Source organism: Sorangium sp. So ce836, assembly GCF_028553905.1.
In the GTDB taxonomy this organism is placed as follows: domain Bacteria; phylum Myxococcota_A; class Polyangia; order Polyangiales; family Polyangiaceae; genus Sorangium; species Sorangium cellulosum_D.
Window position 1 is genome coordinate 4,248,789 of the sequence record NZ_CP102233.1, and the last position, 22,639, is coordinate 4,271,427.

The 22,639-nt window shown below is 71.7% G+C and carries 14 protein-coding genes and 1 tRNA gene; 4 read left to right on the top strand and 11 right to left on the bottom strand.

Features of this window, described 5'->3' with window-relative positions; all coding sequences use genetic code 11:
- Window positions 1-294: 294 nt before the first annotated feature.
- On the top strand, window positions 295-1,542 hold the full coding sequence (locus NQZ70_RS15655; RefSeq protein ID WP_129574922.1) for an aspartate kinase: 1,248 nt from the start codon (window positions 295-297) through the stop codon (window positions 1,540-1,542).
- Between the two features lie 404 nt (window positions 1,543-1,946).
- Window positions 1,947-2,789 carry a hypothetical protein gene (locus NQZ70_RS15660; RefSeq protein ID WP_129574923.1) on the top strand — a complete coding sequence of 281 codons (843 nt, stop codon included), beginning with the start codon at window positions 1,947-1,949 and terminating at the stop codon, window positions 2,787-2,789.
- 79 nt (window positions 2,790-2,868) lie between these two features.
- On the opposite strand, the gene NQZ70_RS15665 is transcribed toward NQZ70_RS15660, so the two are convergent.
- From NQZ70_RS15665 to NQZ70_RS15695, 7 genes are all read right to left on the bottom strand, one after another.
- Complete coding sequence (locus NQZ70_RS15665) at window positions 2,869-4,326, bottom strand: SBBP repeat-containing protein (protein ID WP_165373975.1); 1,458 nt, start codon at window positions 4,324-4,326, stop codon at window positions 2,869-2,871.
- Window positions 4,327-4,594: 268 nt separating this feature from the next.
- Window positions 4,595-4,987, bottom strand: a complete 393-nt coding sequence (locus tag NQZ70_RS15670; protein WP_129574925.1) for a DUF4150 domain-containing protein — start codon at window positions 4,985-4,987, stop codon at window positions 4,595-4,597.
- 22 nt (window positions 4,988-5,009) lie between these two features.
- Entirely contained in the window at window positions 5,010-5,678 is a 669-nt protein-coding gene (locus NQZ70_RS15675) for a DUF3540 domain-containing protein (RefSeq protein ID WP_129574926.1), read from the bottom strand.
- An 18-nt stretch (window positions 5,679-5,696) separates the two neighbouring features.
- On the bottom strand, window positions 5,697-6,761 hold the full coding sequence (locus NQZ70_RS15680) for a pentapeptide repeat-containing protein (RefSeq protein WP_129574927.1): 1,065 nt from the start codon (window positions 6,759-6,761) through the stop codon (window positions 5,697-5,699).
- The gene (locus tag NQZ70_RS15685; RefSeq protein WP_165373976.1) at window positions 6,748-9,414 is read right to left on the bottom strand and encodes a DUF2169 domain-containing protein; all 2,667 of its coding nucleotides are present in this window, start codon (window positions 9,412-9,414) and stop codon (window positions 6,748-6,750) included. The genes NQZ70_RS15680 and NQZ70_RS15685 overlap by 14 nt, the downstream gene beginning before the upstream one ends.
- Before the next feature lie 168 nt (window positions 9,415-9,582).
- On the bottom strand, window positions 9,583-11,178 hold the full coding sequence (locus NQZ70_RS15690) for a TROVE domain-containing protein (RefSeq protein WP_129574929.1): 1,596 nt from the start codon (window positions 11,176-11,178) through the stop codon (window positions 9,583-9,585).
- Window positions 11,179-11,311: 133 nt separating this feature from the next.
- Window positions 11,312-11,445, bottom strand: a tRNA-Arg gene (locus NQZ70_RS15695).
- A gap of 664 nt (window positions 11,446-12,109) precedes the next feature.
- On the opposite strand from NQZ70_RS15695, the gene NQZ70_RS15700 reads away from it, so the two are divergent.
- The gene (locus NQZ70_RS15700) at window positions 12,110-12,961 is read left to right on the top strand and encodes a hypothetical protein (protein ID WP_272828456.1); all 852 of its coding nucleotides are present in this window, start codon (window positions 12,110-12,112) and stop codon (window positions 12,959-12,961) included.
- A gap of 260 nt (window positions 12,962-13,221) precedes the next feature.
- Here the strand turns inward: NQZ70_RS15700 and NQZ70_RS15705 are convergent, their stop codons facing one another.
- Both NQZ70_RS15705 and NQZ70_RS15710 read right to left on the bottom strand, forming a co-directional pair.
- Window positions 13,222-15,465, bottom strand: coding sequence for a type VI secretion system Vgr family protein (locus tag NQZ70_RS15705; RefSeq protein ID WP_129574932.1), 2,244 nt, complete (start codon window positions 15,463-15,465; stop codon window positions 13,222-13,224).
- Window positions 15,466-15,504: 39 nt separating this feature from the next.
- Window positions 15,505-16,311, bottom strand: a complete 807-nt coding sequence (locus NQZ70_RS15710) for a hypothetical protein (RefSeq protein WP_129574933.1) — start codon at window positions 16,309-16,311, stop codon at window positions 15,505-15,507.
- A 170-nt stretch (window positions 16,312-16,481) separates the two neighbouring features.
- Between NQZ70_RS15710 and NQZ70_RS15715 the strand changes: the two genes are divergently transcribed.
- Window positions 16,482-17,201, top strand: a complete 720-nt coding sequence (locus NQZ70_RS15715; protein WP_129574934.1) for a hypothetical protein — start codon at window positions 16,482-16,484, stop codon at window positions 17,199-17,201.
- A gap of 124 nt (window positions 17,202-17,325) precedes the next feature.
- Here NQZ70_RS15715 and NQZ70_RS15720 read toward each other — a convergent pair whose 3' ends face one another.
- Window positions 17,326-19,419 (bottom strand): prolyl oligopeptidase family serine peptidase, encoded by a 2,094-nt coding sequence (locus tag NQZ70_RS15720; RefSeq protein WP_129574935.1) that lies wholly within the window; start codon window positions 19,417-19,419, stop codon window positions 17,326-17,328.
- A 145-nt stretch (window positions 19,420-19,564) separates the two neighbouring features.
- Window positions 19,565-22,588, bottom strand: coding sequence for a hypothetical protein (locus tag NQZ70_RS15725; RefSeq protein WP_129574936.1), 3,024 nt, complete (start codon window positions 22,586-22,588; stop codon window positions 19,565-19,567).
- Window positions 22,589-22,639: the final 51 nt, after the last annotated feature.

Genomic DNA, 22,639 nt, shown 5'->3' on the forward strand with positions numbered 1-22,639 from the left:
CTGGATCGCCCATTACCCAGGCGAAGGGGGCGCCATCGTAGCGGCGGGGGGATCTGTGTCAACAGCGCCGACCCGAAGCGGCTGAGCCGGGGGTTTATTCCCGGCTGCCGGGCCCGCGCGGGGCGCGGTTGTCCGGGGTATCCACGGTTTGCGTGGGTGGGTGGGACGGCGGCGCTCCCCCCCGGCGTGTCCCGGTCGGCGTGTCCCGGTCGTGCCGTGTTCGTCTGCTTCACGCCGCTGTCAAATTTCCTCTTGACCCGGGCGTCCATGTTGGACTAGTTGGCCACACCTCGCGTGAGCCTCATCGTCCAGAAGTTCGGCGGCACGTCCGTCGGGTCCATCGAGCGCATCCAGCGGGCGGCCGCCCGGGCGCTCGCCACACAGCAGGCCGGCCATGACGTCGTGGTCATCGTGAGCGCGATGGCCGGCGAGACGAACCGGCTGCTCAAGCTGGCGTCGGACATCGCGCCGGTCCCCGACGCGCGGGAGATGGACGCGCTCGCGGCGACCGGCGAGCAGGTCTCGGCGGCGCTGATGGCGATCGCGATCCAGGCGCAGGGCGGCAAGGCGCGGAGCTTCCTCGGCCACCAGCTGAAGATCCTGACGGACAGCGCGTACACGAAGGCGCGGATCAAGGCGATCGACGCCCAGCGGCTGCACGAGGCGCTGGCGGGGGGGAAGATCGCGGTGGTCGCCGGCTTCCAGGGCGTGGACGACGCGGGCAACATCACGACGCTCGGGCGCGGCGGCAGCGACACGAGCGCGGTGGCGATCGCGGCGGCGGTGGGCGCCGAGTGCGAGATCTACACGGACGTCGACGGCGTTTACACGACGGACCCGAACATCTGCAAGACGGCGCGGAAGATCGAGCGGATCAGCTACGAAGAGATGCTGGAGCTCGCCTCGCTGGGCGCGAAGGTCCTTCAGATACGGAGCGTGGAGGTTGCGATGAAGTATGGTGTCCCGGTGCACGTGCGGTCGTCGTTCTCGGACGTGCCGGGCACGTGGGTCGTCGGCGAGGAGCAGTCGCTCGAGAGCGTGACGGTGACGGGCGTGGCCCTCGACCGCAACGAGGCGCGGGTGATGCTGGTCGGCGTCGACGACAAGCCGGGCGTCGTGGCGCAGATCTTCGGCGCGCTGGCCGAGGAGAACATCAGCGTCGACATGATCATCCAGAACGCGCCGAGCTACGGCATGGAGGCGCGCGGCGCGTCCGGCGAGGTGAAGGCCGACGTGACCTTCACGGTCGGCAAGGCCGATCTTCCGCGGGCCAAGCTGGTGATGGAGAAGATCGCCGGCGGCGTGCGCGCGGTGGGCATCCGCTACGAGGAGGACATCGTGAAGGTGTCGATCGTCGGCCTCGGGATGCGCACGCACTCGGGCGTGGCGGCGCGGATGTTCCAGCTGCTCGCGGCCGAGGGGATCAACATCCAGGCGATCTCCACGAGCGAGATCAAGATCTCGTGCCTGGTCTCGACGAAGTACGCTGAGCTCGCCGTCCGCGCGCTGCACGACGGCTTCGGGCTCGGCGCAAAAGCGTAACGAAACCTGTGCTACGGTCGTAATGCGCTCGCTGTGAGCGGCTCACCGACATGGTCGGTGCGGCTGCTCGCAGCGCGTTGCGTTATGGCGTCGCGATCGCTCCGCGAGGGGCGCACGGCGTTCTCTTTGTCGTCGTGGAGGTTCGCATGCGTAGCAGGGATGTTGGGCTGCTGGGGCTGGGGGCGCTCTGCGCCGTGGCGCTCCTCGTGGGCGCCGGCGGGTGTCAGCCGGAGGGGAACAGCAGCCTGCCGACGGGTCCTGGGGGGCCGGGAGGGACGACCGGCGCGAGCGGCAGCGGGGCAGGGACGAACGCGGGAGAGGGCGGCAGCGGGGGCGAGGCGGGGGCGGCCACGACGGGGAGCGCCGGTTGGGGCGGGGGAGGGACGGAGGATCCGTCGGCGCGGGTGGTGACGATCGAGGACATCACCACAGGGGCCGTAGGGGAGGGGATCGACGTCGAGGTACAGGGCGTCGTGGCGATGGGCCGGAAATGGCTCGTATCGAAGAGCAAAAGAAGCGGTTCATGCCTGTGGGGCGTGTTTCTGTCCGCTCCCGGGATCTCCGTGACGGAGCCCAATTCAGGCATTCTTGCTCTAAGTTACGGCACTCCAGGGGTGACCGATGAGCAAGACAACCTCATTTGCCCTAATATCGAGAAAGAGTCTGCAGGCGATGCATTCCCGGACGACGTCAAGCCTGGCGATGTTCTCGATGTGACCGGAAGAACGTCCTACTATAGTCCGGCCGATTGCGGCGAGCAGCCGCCGGAAGCCAACCCAACTCGAGTCAAGCAGCGTCAGCTGGCCAACGTGACCAAGGTGAAGCGCGTCGGTTCGGCGCCGATCCCGGAACCCCACGTGTTTGCCGGCGAGGACATCGCTAAGCTTGCCGCCCCATCAAATCCAGATGGGGAGAACGTCCACGATGCATGGGGCGGCGTGAAAGTTCGTGTCGCCGGTCCCCTCAGGCCGACACTCCAGGGTGAGATGCAAACCGTCGTAGGCGCGTATGGGAACATCGTGCTTGCTGGGAGCGGGCTTCGGGTGGGGGATAAGGTTTACTACCTGCAGGGATCCATGGATGTCTGTCATCGAGCGCCTGACTACAGCAGTACTGACGTCGAGTGGGCTCGAATCGATGGCTTCAGCACGCTTGACTACTGTACCTGGAGCCTGCAGCCCTCGAACAAATGTGCGGATTTCGACCCAGCGGGGGAGGACTGCACAGACGGGGTGGTCTGCGAGTAGAGCCCTCAGTCGTCACCGACAGCGGCGAGACTCTGCGACGAGGTCGGGATCGGTCGAGGTACGTGTAATCGACGACCGTTCAACGTCCGAACCTGGCTAGCAGGATGTCACTGCCGCCGCTGGAGTGCAGTGTGCCTGCGCCGACATTGACGCTACCCTCGATATCGCTCCCCAAGATCGGCTCTCCAGCGGGCAGCATCGCGACCGCCTTCGAAATCTGATTCCTTTCGTCACCGAAGAGCCTGCTCCAGACGTGCGCTCCGTCTGGGGCTAGCTTGATCAGCGGCAAGTCCAAGCCGCCGGCTCCCACCAGAGGACCTCCACCGTAGTCAACATCTCCTTGAGCCCTCCCGGTGACAGCGATGGTGCCATCGGCTGCGACCGCGAGCTCGATGGCGGTCTCGTCGCCGGAACCTCCGAGAGATCTGGTCCATAGGCAAGATAACTGACTGTTGAGCTTTGCGACGAGTATGTCCCTCATGCCAGCCGACGAGGCGCCATACCTGCCTACTGCTGTCATGCCGTCGTGATTTGCCAATACGATGACGTTGTTGTCTTTGTCTGTTGCTATGTCGACGCTTACCTGGATCCCAGGGCCACGAAGGGTCTGCTGTGTCTTGAATTTCCCTTCGTTGTCGAGCTTGACGATGAACCCGTCGAGATCGTCCCTGAGCTCCAAGATGGGACCACCAAATTCTACTGGACGAGCCTCCTCGTTGCTGGCCAGAGACCCTGTGATGTAGACGTCGTTCGTCTGGTCTATGGCGATGCCTCCGGCGAGGCGTTTTCCCTCAGAGTCCGAGCCGACAAAGTATTTGCACCAAGTGCGCTGTCCGCCGGTGTTGTATTTGCATAGCCAGAGCCCTTCCCCGGCGATATTGCAGACGGATCTACAGGTTTCGCGCCCATAGACAAACACGTTGCCCGGTGTGTCGGTCGCAACTCCGGCTATCTCCAGAGCTTCTCTAGATACAGCTTCATTGACGGCCCATGATAGCCTGCCGGACGGGTTCCATTTGGCTACATATGCAGAGGAGATGCCGCGGTCGCTGACTTCGAGCGTCGTGTCTTCGATTTGCAGCTGGGACTGGAAGGTCCCGGCTAGAATCACGTTGTCCTCTGAGTCGACGGTTAGGCTGGTCGCGCTCGCATACTCTCCACCGAACTTTCTGCTCCATATGGGGGTGCCATCTGCTGCGAATTTTGCCAGGTAGAGCGCGCGAGATTCTGTTGTTAGGGGGGCTGAATCGGGAATGGCCAATGTTCCACTGAACGTGCCGGCGATGAAAATGTTGTCATCGCTGTCGAGCGCGATGTCGCCTATGGCTTGGTTGCTGGCATCTCCGAGGATTTTTGACCAGATCGCGCAGTCGTAAGTGTCACAGTTTTCGTCTGCTGGGTCTGTGCATGTCTCGGCTCCCGGCGTTTTCTGGCCGTTGCAGCTGCCATAGGCGGTGCCTTCGTCGTTGCATCTCTTTTGGCCAGCCTTGCAGATGCCGATGTTCGCAGTGTCGTCAGGGCCCTCGTAACAGCTCACGGCTTCGCCAGGCTCGCACGCTGCGCCTCCTCCTTCGCCTCCGGTGCCAGCGCCGGTGCCGGCTCCCCCGGACTCCGAGGACGGCGCGTCCTTGAATTCGTCCAATCCCAGGAGCCGCCCGCAACCCGCTCCGGTCCCTGCAGACGCAACGAGGAGAAGCCGGGAACAGCGCCGAAGCCATCGATTTCGCATAACCAACACCCCCGTAAAACGACGTGGATCTGGGCCATGGCACGCCGTGATCCCTTCAGCGCCATACCGGCACCCCTCACGGCGCCAGCAGCAGCACCTTCACCTGGCTCGGAACGACGCGCATCCCGGGGCAGTTCGTGCTGTTCTGGAGCGACATGCTCGTCAGCCTGGTCGCCGGCATCCCGCGGATCAGCACCGTGAACGCCCCGGTCAGGTGCCGGCTCGGCCCCATCACCGTGCCCGACGCCACCCCCATCGCGACCCCGGCGTTGTCCCCGTTCGTCAGCGGGATCGTCGTCGCCAGGTTGTGCGCCGGCGCGGCCATGAACAGCACGTTGTAGACCGCCGGCACCCCCATCGGGCCCGCGGCGATGTTCGGGTAAGGCACGGGCACCGGCGCGGGCGAGGGCGTCAAGCACACGTCCGGCAGCCCCAGGTCGACGCCCATCATCTGTGAATTCGCAAACATCGCTTCTCAATCCCCGTTCTGCTCAGCCGAGGTGGATCTGCGCGCCGTCGAGCTTGACCAGCTCCTCGGCCGTGACGAGCGTGTTCTCGCCGCGCAGGCTCATGTTCTTCTTCGCCACGTAGTCGACGCGCTCCGCCCGGAGCTGCTCGAACTCCTCGACGAAGCGATACACCCGCTTCAGCCGCTGGGTCACCCGCTCCACCGACGCGTCGAGCGCCGCCGCCTTCACCTTCGCCTTCTCGATCTCGGCCTGCACCGCCGTCCCGAGGTACGACAGGCTCTCGACGAGGACGCTGCCGAGGCGCGCGTTGACCTTCAGCTCGCCGGCCACCACCCCCACCTCCTTGCCGGACGCGAGCGTCACGCCTTCGGCGGCGCCGACCACGAAGCGCCCTCGGGGCAGCTTCACGTGCAGGTCCCCCTCGAGCACCACGCTGACGTCGCGGCCCTCCCGCTCCAGCACGGCCAGGATATAGGCGCGGCGCTCCGGCAGCACCGAGACGAGCACCTCGTCGCCGGCCACGGGCTCCACCATGCAGCTCACCGCGCGGCACGCCTCGATCTCGGCGGCGCCAGCGGCCACCACGAACGCCGTGCCCGCGGCGCGCACCACGCGCCCCACCGCCTGGTAGGCGGCCTCCGGCTCGACCGTCTCGATCCTCTCGAGCTTCCTCGCAACGTTGCTTCGCATCACGCCTCCCGCGCCGGCTCAGCCGGCCTTGCCTCGACGCTCGTCCTGCCAGATCTCCGCCTCGGCGAGCGGCTCGTCGTCGCCCAGCGCGAGCGCGCGGCCGGTGAACACGGCCCCCTCGTCCCGCGTCCGGTGAAAGCGCGCCCGGAAGAGCGTGGCCCCCGTGAAATCCGCCCCCCGCACGTCGGCATGGGAGAAGTCGGCGTACGTGAGCTCCGCGCCCGGGAACCGGGCGCGCTCGCAGCGCGCGCGGTGCCAGATGCTCTGCTCTAGCCCGGACCTCGAGAGGTCGGCGCCTCCGAGCTCGGCGTCGACGAAGATCGCCTGCTTGAGCGACGCGCCGCGGAGGCTCGCGCCGCTCAGATCGGCCTCGACGAAGATCGCGCTCTCCGCCCTGGCGTCGTCCAGCCGCGCGCCGGTGAGCTTCGCGCCCTTGAAGCCGCACTGCGCGAGGATCGCGCCGGTCAGGTTCGCCCCGGTGAGATCCGCCTCGGTGAACTGGCTGAGGGTGAGGTCGAGCCCCGTCAGGTCCATGCCCGCGAACCGGCTGCCGATGAACACGGCGCTCCGGCAGCGCGCCCCGGCCAGCGCGACCGTCGTCATGTCCGCCCTGACGAGGTGCGTGAACTCCAGCCGAGCGCCCGATAGATCCAGGTGCGCCACGTTCGCGTCGACGAGCACCGTGCGATCCAGGCTCGCGCGCGCGAGCCTCGCGCCCTGGAAGCTCGACTGCGCGAACGCCGCGATGACCAGATCCGCCTCGGAGAGGTCGGCCGACGACAGATCGGACGCCGCGACCTGCGCCGCCGCCCAGCGGGTACGGACCAGCGTGGCCCGCGCGAGGTCGCACCGGTGCATCGCCACATGGTGCAGGTTGGCGCCGGTCAGCTCCGCCCCGCTGAGGTCGCACGCGGTGAGGATCGACTCCTTGAACGAGGCCCCGGCGAGGCGCGCTCCCTTGAAGCTCACCTGCTCGAAGAGCCCGCCCGAGAGGTCGGCGCCGCTCAGGTCCTCGCCGTCGAGGCAGGCGCCCGCGATCGCCTCGCCGCCCTGGATCGCCGCGATGAGCTCAGCCCTGTCCACGCTGCCTCCGCGGCACGAACCGCACCTCCCGGACGTTTGCCTCCTCGAAGCGCGTCCGCTCGTCGCCGAGCGCCTTCGCGAGATCGGCCCGGAAGAGGTTGGCCCCGGTGAAATCGGCTCCCGTGAGCCTCGCCTTCTGGAGGACGCCCAGCATCAGATCGGCGTTCGTCAGATCGGCGTCCGACAGCTCGGCGCGGATGAACCGCGCCTCGCACGCCGCGATCCACGCCATCCTCGCGCCGCGCAGGTCGCAGTCGCTGAGATCGCTGCCGTTCATCCGCGCTTCGGTGAAATCGGCGCCGGGGAGGCTCGTCCCCCGGAGGTTCGCGCCGGTCAGCGTGGCGCCGTGGAAATCGGCGCCGTCGAAGGCGCACTCCTTGACCATGCGCAGGTTCTCCGCGACGGCGCCCCGGAACACGGCGCCTCGGCCCTCCGACGAGAAGAATGCCGTCGAGATCAGCCGGGCGCCCGAGAGATCGACGCCGCCGAGCTTGCACTCGATGAACGTGGACCGCGAGAGATCCGCGCCCGCGAGCTTCGACCCCGCGAAGTCTACCCGGAGCAGCGTGAGCAGCTGCGCCAGCGCGTCGGAGAAATCGTTGTCGCGCAACATGGCCTCGGAGAGGTCGGCGAGGGTGAGCTCCGCGCCGCGAAACGAGGCACCCGTCAGGTCCGCCCGGTAGAGCACGGCGCCGGAGAGGTCCGCGCCGGAGAGGTCCGCGCCCCGGAGCGTCGCCAGCCCCAGGTTCGCGTCCTCGAGCCTCGCGCCCCGCAGCGCGGCCCGGCGGAGGTCGGCGTGCGCGAGGACCGCCCGTTCCAGATCGGCGCCCTCCAGGTCGGCGCCCGCGAGGCTCGCGCCCTCGAGCAGCGCGCCGGTGAGGATCGCGCCGCGGAGATCGAGGCCGGAGAGGTCGGCGCCGGTCAGATCGCGCCCGGCGAGCGAGCGCCCCGCGCGGTGCGCCTCGACCACCTCGTCGCGGACGCGCTGCGCGGCCTCGCCCGCGAGCCGGCCGGCCGCGGGGCCGAGGTGCGCGGTCTGCCGGTACCCCTCCAGCACCTGCGCTTCCATCTCGGCGAGCTTCCGATCGAGGTCGGGGTCGGCGAGCGTCTCCTCGAGCGCGGCGTTCGGGGAGCCGGCGTTCGCGAGCAGCGTGGCGAGATCCTCCAGCCGCTCGCGCTCGGCCTTCGCCGAGAACCTCGGCGGGCCGGCGGCCTGCTTCATCGCGTCTGCCTGCAGCGCGTCGTAGTCCATCCCGGCCGCGGCGTAGGCCGCGCGCGCCTCGGCTTCAGCGCTCGCCCGGCGGCTCTCCGCCTCGGCCCGCTCCCGCTCTGCGCGCGCCTCGAGCTCCTCGACGAACGGCCCCAGGTCCTCGATGTCGGGGATGGCCTCCTCGACGGGCGGCTCCTCGGGCTCGTCCAGGCCGAACTGCGCCGGGTCGAGCCCGAGCTCCACGACGGTGGCGCGCGCCGCTCGGCGGTTCGCCTCCGCCCGGCGCCGCGCGCCGTCCCGGAGGTTCTTCCGGAGGAGATCGTCGCTCTCCAGCAGCCGCTCGACGTCGGACCTGTCGCGCGGCGGCCGCGCGCCCGAGCGCAGCGGCGGCAGGAGATCGCCGTCGCGCAGCGCGGCGAGGTGCCCCGCCTTGGGGTCGAGCCGCTGCCGCAGCACCTCGCGGTAGTGCTCCACCGTCCTGGGCTCGCCGAGCGCCTCCGCGCCGATCACGATCTGCAGCACGTCGGCCGCGTCGTCCTCGTCGATGAGCGCGAGCCCGCGGAACAGGAGCACCCCGCGCTCGGCGTGCGGGAAGAGGTGCACGGTCTCGAGGTGCGTCGCGATCTCGCTGAACGTCTCCGCCTCTCCGCTCTTGCGGTTGATGAACGCCCGCGCCGCGATCCCCGGCAGCGCCGCCTCGAGCACCGGCCTCTCCGGGTGCATGTTCTCCAGCACCATCGGCTCGTCCCCCCGGAAGAACCCCTGGATCTGCTGGTCCTCCGGCGCGGCGTTGAACACGCCGAGATCGGTGTCCTCGGCGAAGCCGGGGAACCGCTCCTTGAGCCACTTCTGGTCGTACGTGCCGATCTTGGCGAAGCGCTGCGGCCACGTGAGATCGATCGGGCCGAGGCCCGCGGGCGCGGGGCGATCGCTCGGCGAGGTGATCAGATGCCTCGGCAGCTCGATGTTCGGGAGCGGGTGGATCTCTCCCGCCTCGGTCTCGATCCGCTGGAGACCCTTGCCGACGGGGTTGGGCGCGAACCCCGGGCCGCCGAAGGCGCGCTCCCAGACGATCGGCATCTCGGTGAACGGCTCCGGCTCGGTGGGCACGCCGCGCCGAAAGGTCCGGTCGCCGATGATGTAGAGCGTCTTGTCCACCGCGCCGAGCCGCGCCCTCACCGCGCAGGCCTGCGCTGGGCGCTCTCGCGGGTAAGCCCGCCCGGAGATCAAGAGCTCTCCTCTCGGCTTGGGCATGCCCATGTCGAGCACGGCGTCCTTGCCGAGCTCGGCCGCGGCGAACTTCCAGAGATCGATCTCGGACAAAAGGGCCGATTCGGGGCCGAACGAGAAGAAGGCCAGGATGGTGACCGACAGGTAGCAGTCGCTTCCATCCTCGAAGACCCTGTGGAGGAGGCCGAGCTTCTGGGGCTTGATCGTCTTCATGGGGAGAGTGGCGCGCCGCGGGAGGGCGGGCCCACGGCCCCGCGCCGAGGGGTGCGAGGCCGTGGAGCCGGGTCGCCGCGGCCTGCGCCGCGGCGGCACTGTCTCCGAGCCGCTCGCGTCCGTCAATGCAGCGGCCGGAATCCCGCCACGCATGTCCGGCGCGCGCCGCTACGCCTGCGCCATCGCCGCGGCGAAGCGCAGGAGCCCCTCGCCCCAGCCGCCGAGGATGTACGTGCGATCGTAGAACTCGGGCACCAGCGTGTCCTGGTAGCCGGCGACCTGCACCAGGAACACGCGCACGTCGCGGTGCACGGCCGCGCGGTACGCCGCGACGAGCTTCGCCACGTCGATGTAGTGCCCGTTCCAGGCGAAGTCCGCGTAGTCCTTCGGGCGCGACCCGTAGAGGCCGCCGTGGCCGGCCTGCATGTCGCTCAGCACGAACACCGCGTCCCAGCGCTGCCGCTCGCGGATCGCGCGATCCCAGAACAGCCACACGCCGTTCTCGGTCGCCATGCCGATCGTGCGGGCGATCTGCTCCGCGCGGTCGAGCTGCGAGAACACGCTCTCCTGCTTGCGCACCGCGAAGGTCTCGAGCCGGTCGCCGAACACGCCGAGGTGCCCGTCGTCCGCGCGCATCCCGGCCACGACCCCCGTGAGGTTCGCGATCGTGGAGACGCGCATGGTGCCGAGGCTGCTCGTGGTCGTGCCCTGCGCGGATCCGCTGTTGTCGCAGAGCACCATCACCCGGCCGGGGAAGCGCGGCACCTCGCCGAGCGCGCGGTGCAGGCACTGCTCCACCGCGTCCAGCACGGCGCCCGGCGCGCAGCCCTTCACCGCTCGGTAGGCGCTGTAGTACCGGAAGGGCAGCTGCTTGCCCTCCGCGGCCGTCGCCACGAGCTTCGGCAGGAACGCCTCGGCCGGCACGCCCGCCTCGATGAGGTTGCGCAGGTTGCGCAAGAGGGCCATGTGGCCCATGGCCGGCAGCGCCTTGCGCCACGCGCACCGGTTCGAGCCGCGGGCCGAGACGATCGCCTCCCAGGTGCGGCCGGTCGCGCGGAGCGCGCCCTTCGCGAGGCGGTCGACGCTCGGGCTCTTCGGGTGCACGAGGTTCACGACGTCCACGGTCTTGCTCCCCTTGCCCTCGAGCCGGTACTTCGCGAGGGCGTGATCGTCGAAGCGCTCGATGGCGTCGCGCAGCGCGCGCTTCAGCGCGTTCGGCACCGGCTTGCCGAAGCGGTAGAGCTGGTACGCGAGGGCGACCGCCGGCTCGTCCGCGCGCTTCAGGATGCGCGGCGCGAAGCGGCGCACGAGGCCGGTCCCGCGCGCCGCGGCGGCGTTCGCCGCCCGCACCAGGATGACCTGCGGCGTCGTGCGGAGGTGCTCCTCCTCGCGCAGCCGCGCCGCCTCGGCGAGCGTCGCCTCCGGGTCGGACGCGAGCGCCTCGTCGATGGCCTTCTCGATCAGCGCCGCCGGCGAGAGCGCGCGCCACTCGGCCGGATCCACGGCGCCGAGCGTCTCGCGCAGGCGCTTCACGTCCGCGTCGGAGAGGCGCGCGCGGTCGGCGGCCTTCTTCTTGGCCTTCGCCGGGCGCGGGTCCGCCGGATCGCGGTGGTAGTACATGGGCTCGCCGAAGAAGCACGAGGAGGCCGCGAGGCGGAGGCGCTTCAGCGGATCGGCGATGTCGTAGGAGCGCCCGCCCATCCAGTTCAGGTGCGAGGCGCCGTCGCGCTGAGCCTTACGCTTGAGATGCTGAAAGAACGCCATGATGACACCTCCTCCCTCGGCGCACGCGCGACGAGGGGTCGAGAGAGCGGGCGCAGCGCGGAGGACGGTGGTCACGGGGGTTGTCGTGTCGAAACGAAGGAGCCGTGACGCTCACTGCCGCGCTGCGCCCTTGTGCCAGAGGCGGGATTCGAACCCGCGACCTCGTCCTTAGGAGGGAAGTAACCCCGGAGCTCACTGCCGGCGCTCATCGCGCCGGAGAACACCGTCCGGAGTTGTTATCGCGCTCTACCGCTGAGCTACTCTGGCGTGGACGCTGAAGGGTTATTGCAGGGAGGATGCCAGGCGGCCTCGGGCGGGGTTTTCCGGGGGGGAGCCGCGTGGAGCGAGCGCGGGGCTCGGTGGTGGCCTATCCTGGAGGATAAAACCGTAGACCTTGGGATAGATGGGGGAGCCCGCCGCGGCGGGCGCGGGGGCGCGCCGCGGCCGGCGGAGCTCCCGCCGCCCGGCCGGCGGTGAGCGATGGGGGCTGTGGGGCGGGCGCGCCGGGGCGCACGGCCGGGGATGGGGCCGGCGCGGCACCGGCCGGATGGCCGGAAGGGGGCCGGGGGATGGCGACCGTGGCGGGCGCTCGTGACGAGCGCGCGCGGAGGTCGCGACCAATCGCACCGCATGATTTCGACGGAACGGATAGGTCGCGACCTATCGCTCAGCGTAATTTTGAAGGAAAGGACAGGTCGCGACCTATCGCGCAGCATGATTTCAACGGAACGGACAGGTCGCGATGTGGGCGGGGCCTGCGAAACGAGGGGGTGGATTGGTTGCGGCCTCCGCAGGGGCTCCGAGACGAGGGGGTGAGGTCGGGGTCGTCGTGGTCGAGCCTGCGGAGGGGCGCCGCCGAGCCGCGTTGCGCGCTGCCGCTTCGTGTACAGTTCACGCAACGCGCCCGAGCGCGCCGTCGACCCAGGACAGGATGAGCACCGCGACCGTCGAGTTTGCCGGCATCGAGCTCCTCAGCCCGTGCCCCCACTGCAGCGCGCCGATGGCGGTCAACACGCTGACCGACCGGTGCCGCTGCTCGAGCTGCCTCATGGAGTCGGCGCTGCCGCCGTCGGCCTGGGACGAGGCGCTGCGCGGCGTTGAGAAGGACGTGGTGCAGTTCGCGCCCGGGTACCTGCGGCACGGTCCGGAGTGGGGCGAGGGGGGGCCGCCGCCGGGGCCGCACGTGGCGTGGCAGCGCGGCCACGACGCGCCGCCGTGCCCGCGCTGCCAGCGGCCGATGCGCCTCGTGCCGCAGGGGGGCTGCGTCTGCGCCGCGTGCGGCGCGGGGCGCGCGATCCTGCCGAAGCCGCCGTGGCTGCCGCCGGGCAGCCCGGTGCTCGGGTTCGTGAGCGACGAGCCCGCCGTTGCCGAGGAGCGGCCGCGGGAGCCTGTGCAGGTCGCGTGCACCCAGTGCGGCGGGCCGCTCGTCGCGGACGGGTCGAGCCGGATCGTGCCGTGCGGCTACTGCTCGGCGCGGGTGGCGCTGCCCGACGCGGTCTGGGCTGCGCTGCACCCGCCGCGCGTCAAGAGGCGATGGTGGCTCGTCGTGCACGCGGCGGACGACCCGCGGCGGGGGCCGGCCAATATCCTACGATTCCAGATGCCTGCCGTCACCATAGGTGGCATCCTAGGAATCCTGGGTGGTTTTTTTTATCCTCTTCGCCCCAGTCTGGTTCGAGCACGGCGACACGGCGATGTTTGTAGGTTTTGGCGTTCCTGCTGCTGTGTTCTTATGTTTGTGGCTATGGACGAGAATGCGCTACTGGCGCATATGCCGTCCTGAGAACGAAGTCGTCGGTCGCTTGTCTGCGCACTGGAGTTCGGGGTTCCGCACGGAAGTGCTGATTACGTCGCCCAATCGGCCCGCCGACGTGCTCGCGCGCGCAGATCTTTGGGCTCTCGACAGGAGGCGGTTTGATGAGCTTGGCGGCGAGGGGGGCAGGGTGCGTGCCTGGATGGTTCCTGGAAAGCCTGGGCTAACTTACGTCGACCCCATTCCCTCCTTGCTCGAATGATATGCTTCCAGAGAGGGCGTGGCGATGCTCACGCGATGGAAAAGATGCCGGCAATCATTGTCTTCACTCCGGCGATGTCCGAAACCTCTCCGAGTTTCTTGAGGTTGTAAGCATTGTTCTGGAGCTTGAAGCCGGCAAGGTCGACTTTCATGACGGTAACGTCGAGCTTTTGCACGCCGAAGTTGTGGCTGGTGCCGAAGAACTTGTGCTCTACGGTAACGCCCTTCGTGTCGGATGTGAGGAATGCTGCCTTGTGCGCGGTGGTGTCCTTCCACGACGCGCGCAACGTCTCCCACGCGCCCGTGACCTCCTTGTGGCTCCCCGCGTTGGTCACCTTGAACTCCGGCGCGTCGATCACGAAGCTCGGCGCCTTGATGGTGCCGCCCCCGCCGAGCGTCCACTTGAGCCCCTTCGCCTCCCAGTCGAGCGCGCCGACCCGCCACTCCACGCCCCCGCCCTCCAGCTTCATCGTCCCGAACTTGTCCTTGTGCAGCCCCTCGACCGTCGTCTCGAGGCTCTCGAAATCCTCGTCCACGGCGCCGGCCTTCGTGTGCTTCCTGCCCGCCATCTCGGTGTCCTGGCTGGCGTAGCGCTCGACCACGGCCTTCGCGGTCGTCTCCTGCTTCCCGCCGATGGTCGTCTTCAGGGAGGTGTCGTAGTCCTCCTCGACCGCGCCCTCGACGTGGTCGCCCCGCTTGCCCCCGACGTGGACCTTCTGGTCGCCGCCCACGTCCACCGCCTGCTGCGCGCCGACCGTGACGACGTTGTCGCGGTGGGCGTGGAGCTCGAGCAGCTCCTCGCCCTTCTTGTCCTCCATCATGATCTGGTTGAACCCCTCGCCCCCGGGCGACGTCTTGCTCTTCCAGATCGAGCGCGTCTTCTCCGCCGGCAGCTTCAGCGGCGAGGCGCTCCACGCGTTGTGCAGGCGGCCGACGACGACGGGCTCGTCCGGGTCGCCGTCGAGGTACGCGATGATGACCTCCTCGTTCACGCGCGGCAGCATCACCATGCCGTAGTCGAGCCCCGCCCAGCCCTGCGAGACGCGGACGAAGCGGGTCGGGTTGCCCTCGTGCAGATCGCGGCGATCCCACCGGAACTCGACCTTGACGCGGCCGTGCTCGTCGACGTCGATCTCGTCCACGCCGGCCTTGCTTCCGACCACGAACGCGGTCTGCGTGCCGAAGATGCGCGGCTTGGGCCGGCGCGCAGGGCGCCACGGGTCGCCCGCGGGCACGCAGACGAGCGCGTGCCGCCGCACCGGGTGCCCGTCGGCCCCCTCCGTCACCGTGCAGCGCGACCGGATCACGAGCAGCTGGCCGTTGACGTCGGCGCGCGGGTGCTCCTCGACCGTGAAGCGGCCGCCGGCGCCGAGCGCGAAGCTCGTGTGGCACTCTAGGACGCGCCGCTCCGACCGGGCCTCTTCCAGAGCCCGCCGGGCGAGCGCCTCGCCGTGCTTCTCGGTGGCAGCGGTGAACCTGTTCGTCGCGAACTCGTACCGCTCGAGCGTCGCCTCGCGGACGAAGGCCCTCTGCGACGCCTCGGCCCGCTGCTCGAGGACGTACTCCGGCTTCTTGAAGTCGTAATCGCGCACCGTGACCATCGACGTCTCGATCGACGAGGTGATCGCGATGAACGAGACCGTCGGGCCCGCCGCGCTCATGCCGGCGCCCGCCGGCGGCACGAACGGCACGCGGGGCGCGCCGCCGTCGGTGAAGGCCGTGTCCTCGGTGAGCACCCAGTCGCTGCTCCCGGACCCGTGATCGAAATACGAGATGAGGCCCTCTTCCGCGAGGGCGCGGAACATGAAGTCGAAGTCGGTCTCCCCGTACTGGACGCGGTACTCGCGCGCCGGCCGGTCCGGCGAGGCGATGAGCGATCGCGGTGCCGGGATCCGGCCGCCGTATGCCCCCGCCACGGCCTTGCAGACGTCGTCCGCCGTGAGGTCCTGGAAGATGCGGTGGTCCGCGCCCCGCGTGGCGAGCCACAGCGGCGGCACGACGGCGAGCTCGTAGCGCGACACGCCGGTGGGCTCCGCCGAGAGCTGCCGCACCCGCCGCACGATGCCGTGAACCTCCTTGAGGAGGGGCTCGCCGTCGAGCTCGACGGCGATCTCCTCGCCCACCACGCTGGAGAGATCGACCTCCGGATCGGTGCTCACCACGTCGAGGGTCAGCTCGAAGAGCTCGTTGAGCGCGTCCCTGTAGTCGAGCTGGTGGACCTCGAAGCCGGTGACTCCGGAGCGGGGGAACGTCAGGCGCACGTCGATGGCCATGATCGGGTCTCCTCGGGGGCGCGCCGCCGGGCGCGGCGGTCATTTCGGCTCGTTCGGGCTCTTCCCGGCGGGAGAAGAGCGGGACCGGTGCTGCCAGTAAAGCTCTTGCCAGCGCTGGTAGGCCGCCTGGTCGCGCGCCAGGCGATCGCGCCAGAAGCCGTCCACCGCGAGGCGCGCCTCGGGCTCCCGGAGCCCGTACTGCGCGAAGAGGGCCTCCGCGCTGGCGGGGGCGACGGCGAGGTCGGCGCAGAGGGCGGCGTACTGCTCGAGGGACAGCGCGCGCGCCGCGCCGGCTGCGCCCGCGGGCGCAGCCGGCGCGGCGCGCGCGCTGGACGAGAACGGCAACGCCGCGCCCGCGGGCGCTCCGGACGTCGGCTGCGTTCCGGTCAAGCTGGTGAAGTGGCGCATGCCCCTGGGCACCTCGGCCGCGGCTGCGCCGAGGCGCGCGGGCTCCGGCGGCGCAGGGAGGCCGAACGGCAGCACGGGCGCGGAGGACGCGGCGTCGGAGGTGGGCTGCGTCGCCCGGAGATCGGTGAACTTGCGCATGCCCGGCGGGACCAGCGACGCCGGGTCGGCCGGCGCCGGCGGCGCGCGGGTCGGCTCGGCGGCGGTCGGCGCTGCGCGCAGGAAGCTGGGCACCGCCGGCGCGCGGCGCTGGGCAGCGTCGCCGGTCGGTCTGGGCGCGGGGGGCTCGCTCGGCCCGGCCGGCGGAGCCGTCTCCGGGCGAGCCGCGGCGGCTCCCTCCACGCGTGCGCCCGCCGGCTCCGGGGGCAGCGCGCTAGATCGGGGGCGAGACGCGTTGGGCGATGGGATCATCAGCAGGCTCTTGAGTTGTTTCGTGATCATCGCTGTCCCGCCGCTCCGATGCTCCCCAGGCCGGCTTGCCGTCGTGGAGGTCCACGACAGGTACCACGGTGCCGGCGTCGTCGCGGACCACGAAATCCCCTCCCGCCGCTCGCGCGGCTCGGGTAGAGAGCTCTGGCTGGGCCCGCCCGTTGCGCCGTGGAGCTGCCCCCATGTCCGATTCCTACATCTATCAGCGCGATATCGAGGAATACGGCCGCTTCACCGCGTCGCAGATCCGGAAGCTCGTCGTGCCGGTCGACGCGGGCTTCCAGCAGGCGCTGCGCGCCGTCGCGGCGCGGCTCGACGCCGCGACCGCGGCCTCGCGCAAGGCGATGCTGGAGGCGATCGCGGCTGCGGCGGCGGCCCCGGCGTCCAGCGCCGCGAGGAGACGCCAGGCCGACGCGGTCGCGCGGGGCCGCGACCTGCTGCGCCGCCTCGTCGAGCGCGCCGCGTCTCGGCCCGGCGGGGTCGCGCTCGCCCGCGACCTCCTTCAGGGCCAGAGCCTCGCCACGGTGCTCCGCGCCCGCCCCGCGAAGCTCGCCGAGGCGCTGGCGCACGCGGCGGAGGTGCTCGAGCAGCGCAAGCGTCCGCTGCCCGAGGGCGAGGCGTGGGGGGCCGAGCTGGAGCGCGCCCGGGGTGCCCTCGATCCGTTCCTCCGGAGCGTGCGCAAGACCCGGCTCGCCCGCCGCACGATGACCCCCGAGGTGAAGGCCGCGCGCGCCGAGTGGCTCACCGTCTACGGTGCGGCGAAGCTCCTCGTGGAGTGCGTGCTCCGGCTCCACGGCAAGGTGGCCCTGATGCCGCAGATCTTCGACGATCTCGCCGGCGCGGGCCGCGCCCCCGGCGAGCCGGTGAGCCCGGCGCAGCGTCCGGCCACCCGCGCCGCGTGAAGCCTCCTGTCCTCTCCGGCGCCTGACCGCGTCCGACGCGCAGGCCTCACGCCGTGGGGCCGAGGCGAGCGCGCTCGCCGCGCGGCGCGGGGAGCACCGATGTCGAGCCGTCGGGAATACGGGCCTACCGCGCCCCGAGGTGCGCCCGGAAGAACCGCACCAGGTGCCCGTACTGGAGCACCTGGTTGTCGCGCTTCTGCACCCCGTGCCCCTCGTCGGCGAACAGGATGAGCTCCGACGGGATCTCCTTCGCCTCCAGCGCCTGCTGGATCTGCACCGACTCGCCCGCGGGCACGCGCGGATCGGTCACCCCCTGCATGATCAGCAGAGGCGCCTTCACCCGATCGAGGTACGTGATCGGCGACAGCTTGAGCAGCGCCTCCCGGTCCTTCTCGGGATCACCGTACTCGGAGATCCGGAGGATGCGCCGGTAAGGCGCGGTGTTCTGGAGGAACGTCACCAGGTTGCTCATGCCGACGACGGCCGCGCCCGCGTCGTAGGCGCCGGCGAACATCGTCATGCCGATCAGCGCGGCGTAGCCGCCGTAGCTGCCGCCGAAGACGCCGACCCTCGGCGGCCGGCCCTCGTGACCGAAGCTCGCCCTGACGAACTTCGCGGCGTCCTCGATGTCCGTGACCACGTCGAGCCGCTTCGCGCCGTCGTCCGCGTGCAGCCACGTCTTGCCGTATCCGTCGCTCCCCCGGACGTTCGGCTCGACGAACACGAACCCCGCGTCCACGAAGATCTGCGCCCGCGCGTTGAACCCCGCCCTGGTCTGGCTCTCCGGACCGCCATGGAAATGGACGATCACCGGACACGGCCGCTCGCACTGGGCAGGGCGCCGCACGAACATCGGGATCTGCGCGCCGTCGCGCGCCGGATAGGACTCCAGCGTGACCGCCGCGAACGCGTCCGGCGGCATCTCGGGCGTGCTCGGGGTGTGCCACTGCGTCAGCTTGCCCGTCGTCCAGTCGAGGACATAGCTCGCCGCCGGCGCCCTCGAGGTCTCCAGGAGCAGCGTCGTGAACCGGCCGTCCGGCGTCGTCGCGACCGGCACCACGTGATCCGCCGCCGGCAGCGCGGGCAGCTTGACCTCGCGGTACGACCTCGCGTCGAGCGCGCGGAGCCGCGTGTAGCCCCGCTCGTTCACCGTGTAGAGCACCCGCCTCCGCGCCCGATCGATGGAGAAGGCGCTGACGTCGAACGGGATCTCCGGCGTGATCGGCGTGAGCTTCCCCGCCTTCCAGCTGTAGAGCCGGCGGTGCTCCCCGAGGCGCGGCGTGAGGACGAGGACCTCGCCGGGCGCCGCGCCGTACAGGGCCCTGTAGTCCTCGCGCTCGCCCTGCCCGAAGAGGGGAGTCAGCGTCCCGGCCGCGGGATCGGCCTTCGCGGCGCCCGGCGCGCCCGGCGCCCACTCGTAGAGCTCGCTCATGTTGGAGCCGACGTCCTTGGCGAGCAGCAGGCGGCCGCCGGCCGCGGCGTCCACGGCGCGCCAGATGCCCTCGCGATCGAACACGAGCTCGCGCTGCTTCGACGCGATGTCATACCGGTAGATGGCATACGCGTCCTTCTTGATGTCGTTGGCCCGGTAATAGATGGTTCGCCCGTCGTCGGAGACGAGCTGCAGCTGCGTCTGCACGCCGGGCTCGTGCTGGATGGCGAGGAGCGGCCCGCCCTTCGCGTCCTGGAGATAGAGCCCGGGGTTCTCCTCGCCCTTGCGATCGCGCGAGAGGACGAGGTGCGCGCCGCCCGGCGTGACGTCCACCACCACCGTCGGATCCTCGCCGCCCGTCAGCTGCAGCGGGAAGCGCTGCGGCCCGTCGAGCCGGAAGGCCTGCCTCGTCCCCGTGATCGTCCAGGTGAAGTAGAGCGCCTTGCCGTCCGGCCCGAGGACGCCGCCCCCGGGCGCGCGCACGTCGAGCAGCGCCTGGATCCGGCGCGACACGTCGTCCGGGAGCGGAGGCGGGGCGTAACGCGCCAGGATCTCGGGAGCGACGCTCGCCGCGCCGTGCCCCTCGTACCCCGGCCGCTCCGGCGCGGGCGCAGGCCGCGCCGCCTCGGCGGGGGCCGACGGCGAAGGCGCGGGCGCTGCGGGCCGGGGCGCGGCCGGCGCAGGGGCCGTCGGGGCGGGCGCGCACGCGGCGGAGAGGGCCAACAAGCCGAGCAAGGGGCGCAGCGCGCCGTCGTGGCGCGGGCGCCGCGTCGAGCGGGACGACATGCGGCGCATTTCGCCGGAGCGGCCGCGCCCCGGCAAGGTCAAAGGCCGCGGCGCGACCGGCCCGGATCGCCGGCGCGGCGGCGCCCCGGCGACGCCCGAGGCCGCGGCGGCGACCGGGGCTGCTCCGTCGGGCTCGCGGGGCGGCTCAGTCGGGCTCGCCGGGGAGCTTCAGGCGGCCGAGGGCCGCTTCCGCCGCCGCGAGCTCCGCCGCGATATTCCGCAGCAGCTCGGCCTCCTCCCCCTGGAGCGAGATGTTCGGGACGAGCGCGTTCAAGGCCCGGCGGTTGTACGCGAGCCCGAGCGGCGAGCCCTTCTCCAGGTTCATCGCCATGGACTCGGCCAGGAGCGAGAGCGCCTCGCGGTGCAGCCCCTTCGCCGAGAGCACCTCCGCGAGCGCGGCCGTCGAGCGGGCCAGCCCGATGAGATCGCCGAGCGCCTCCTCGGCCTCGATCGCCGCGGTGAGGCGCTGCGTCGCGCGATCGAGGCGGCCCTTGCGGAGCTCCAGCCGGCCGATCGTCTCCCACACCCGGGCGAGCTCCCGGGTGTCGCCGAGCTGCTTGTAGGTGCGCTCGGCGGCGAGCGCGTGATCGATGCCCATCGACAGGGCGTCGGACTCGCGCCCGGGCCGGGCGGGGACGTGGAGCGGGATCCGCGCGAAGAGGTGATCCGTCTCGGCCAGCTCGACGCGCGCCAGCGGATCGACCCGGGCCCGCTCCTCGAAGACCCGGCGCGACTCGGTGAGGAGGTGCGTCGCCCGGACGGGATCGCCCATGCGCACGTAGACCGCCGCCTGATCGTTGAGCAGCCGGGCCGAGCCGAGCGCGTCCCCGGCGTCGAGCAGCAGGCGGCTCGCCGTCGTGAGCTCCTCCAGCGCGCGCTCCAGCGAGCGCAGGTCGCCGACGTCGTAGCAGACGCTCGCGATGAGCGCGGCGACCTCGGCGTGCAGCTCCGGCGGGTCGCCCTGCGTGAGGAGCGCCCGCGCGGCGTCGAGCACCTCGAGCGCGCCCGCGAGCGTGAACGCCGGATCCGGGACGGCCGCCTGCCATTGCACCCGGGCGATGCCCGCGAGCGCGCCGATGCGGAGCCGCCGGCGCGCGGGGGTGGACGGCAGGCCGTCGAGCAGCGCGAGCGCCTTCTGCCCGTAGCTCAGCGCCTGGGGGTACGCGCCCATGGCGGCCGCCTCCGCCGCGGCCGCGCGGTAACGCCGCGCCGCCTCCTCGAGCTCGCCGGCCTCGGTCAGGTGGGCTGCCGCGCGCGCGTCGTGGGGCCGGCGTCCGGCGCCGGGCGCGGCGCTCGGCGCCTCGGCGGGGTCGGGCTCCGGCGGGGCCGGGTGCATGGACACGCCGAGCGGCGCCGCGCCGCGCAGCGATTCGGCCGCCGCGCGCGCCGGGTCGACGCGCGCTCCGCCGGCGGCGTCGGCCGCCGGAGGCCGGAAGGACGGGCGGGATCCGCCGGGAGACGACCGCTCGGACAGCGCGGCGGGGACGCGCAGCGCGGCCCCGCGGAGCGAGCGGCTCGGCTCGTCCGCCGGGGCGCCGGCGCCGCCGGGCGCGAGATCGCGGGGCACCCGCACCGGGCCCGGGATGGGCGCGTCCAGCGAGTCGGGCGGGGCGTCGAACCGGACGGACTCGGGCGGCTCGGAGAGGCGGCGGCTCTCCGGGTTGCGGTGGAACAGCTCGGCGTAGGGCCACGGCGGGTTGCCCGGCCCGGCGGGCGCGATCGGCGTGGACCGGTCCTGGCCGACGCGCGGCGGCGCGCGGCGCGCGCTGTTCATGGGCGGGCCGCCGGCATAAGCCGCGGCCGGCGGCGGCCGCAGCGTCTCCGCCGCGCGAGGTACTCCGCCGCGCGCCGCCAGGAGCGCGGCGTCGGCGCCCTTGTCCCGCTCGTCGGCGGCCGCCGCGCCGCTGCCCTCGTGGCCGTGCAGCGCGGCGGCGGCGGGCGCCCCCGGCGAGGCGGCCGTCGGCGGGGGCATCGCGGCGCTCGTGCGCGGCGTCGCGACGGCGGGGATCGACGTGGACGACGGGGTGGCCGCGATCGGCCCCGCCGCGCCGGGCCTCGCCAGCCCGGCGGCCCGCGCGGCCGCCTCGTCGCCGCGCGGCGCGCTCAGGCCAGTGCCGCTGGCGAGGTGCCGCTCGACGGCCGGCGCCAGGGCGGCCGCGTGCTGGGTCGGCGGCGCCGCGGCGTGCGCCGGCGGCGCGGCGCTGGGCGCGGGCGGCGCGGGAGGCGCCGCGGTGAGGCTCTTCGCGGGGTCGGGCGCGGAGGCGCTCGCCGCGGCGCGCGGCTCGTGCGCGGCGGGGGCGTCCGGCGCGACCGGCTCCTCGCTGAGGAGCGTCGCGAGCCGCCGGTGCCACAGCCGCGCGAGCGACGGGAGGATCGACCCGCGGAGCGCCTCGACGGTCGCCGGCGGGAGATGGAACCGCCCCTCGCCGCGGTCCTCGACCGGAACGCCCGCGTCGGCGGCGCGCTGCAGCGCCTCGAGCACGTCGACCGCGTCCACGCGGAGGAGCGCGGCGACGAGCTCGCTCTCGAACCCCGAGCCGACGATCGCGCCGGCCCGGAGCACCCGGAGCACCTCGCCGGGCAGCTCGCGCAGCGCGATCTGCGCGGGCGGCGGGGGCGCGCTCACGCTCGTCAGCGTGGTCGTCGCCTCCGGCGGCCGGAGGATCGCGTCGGCGCCGAGGGCGGCGCGCACCGCGTTGAGCAGCTCGCCGGCGGGGCCGGCGGGCGCGTGCAGGCGGAAGGACAGGACGAGCGCGACCCGGAGCGCCTCGGGGCGGGCCACCACCCGCCGCAGCACGTCGAGCGAGGCGTGATCGGCGAGCTCCACCGCGTCGAAGACGATGGCCCACCGGCGATCGGTCTGCTGCGCGAGGCGGTTCGCGGTCTCGATGAACTCGACGTCGACCATCCGCTCGTGCACGTCGCCGAGGAGCCGGCGCCGGAGCCCCGAGACGACGCGGCTCCGCGCCTGATCGAGCAGCGGGGGCGCCCCGCCGACGAGCCGCTCGACCTTGGTCCGCACCTCGTGCAGCGGCCCCAGCGTCACCTCCGGCACGTCGCAGCGCACGCGCAGGACGCGCAGCCCGAGGTGGGGCGGAGGCTCGCCGGGGACGATGTCGAGCAAGGCCGTGTGCCTGCCCTCAGAGACGCGCTGCCAAAGCTGTTCCACGGTCCGCTCCTTCCGTAGGGCTCGCGGTCAACTCTCCCCCGTGCGCGCGGC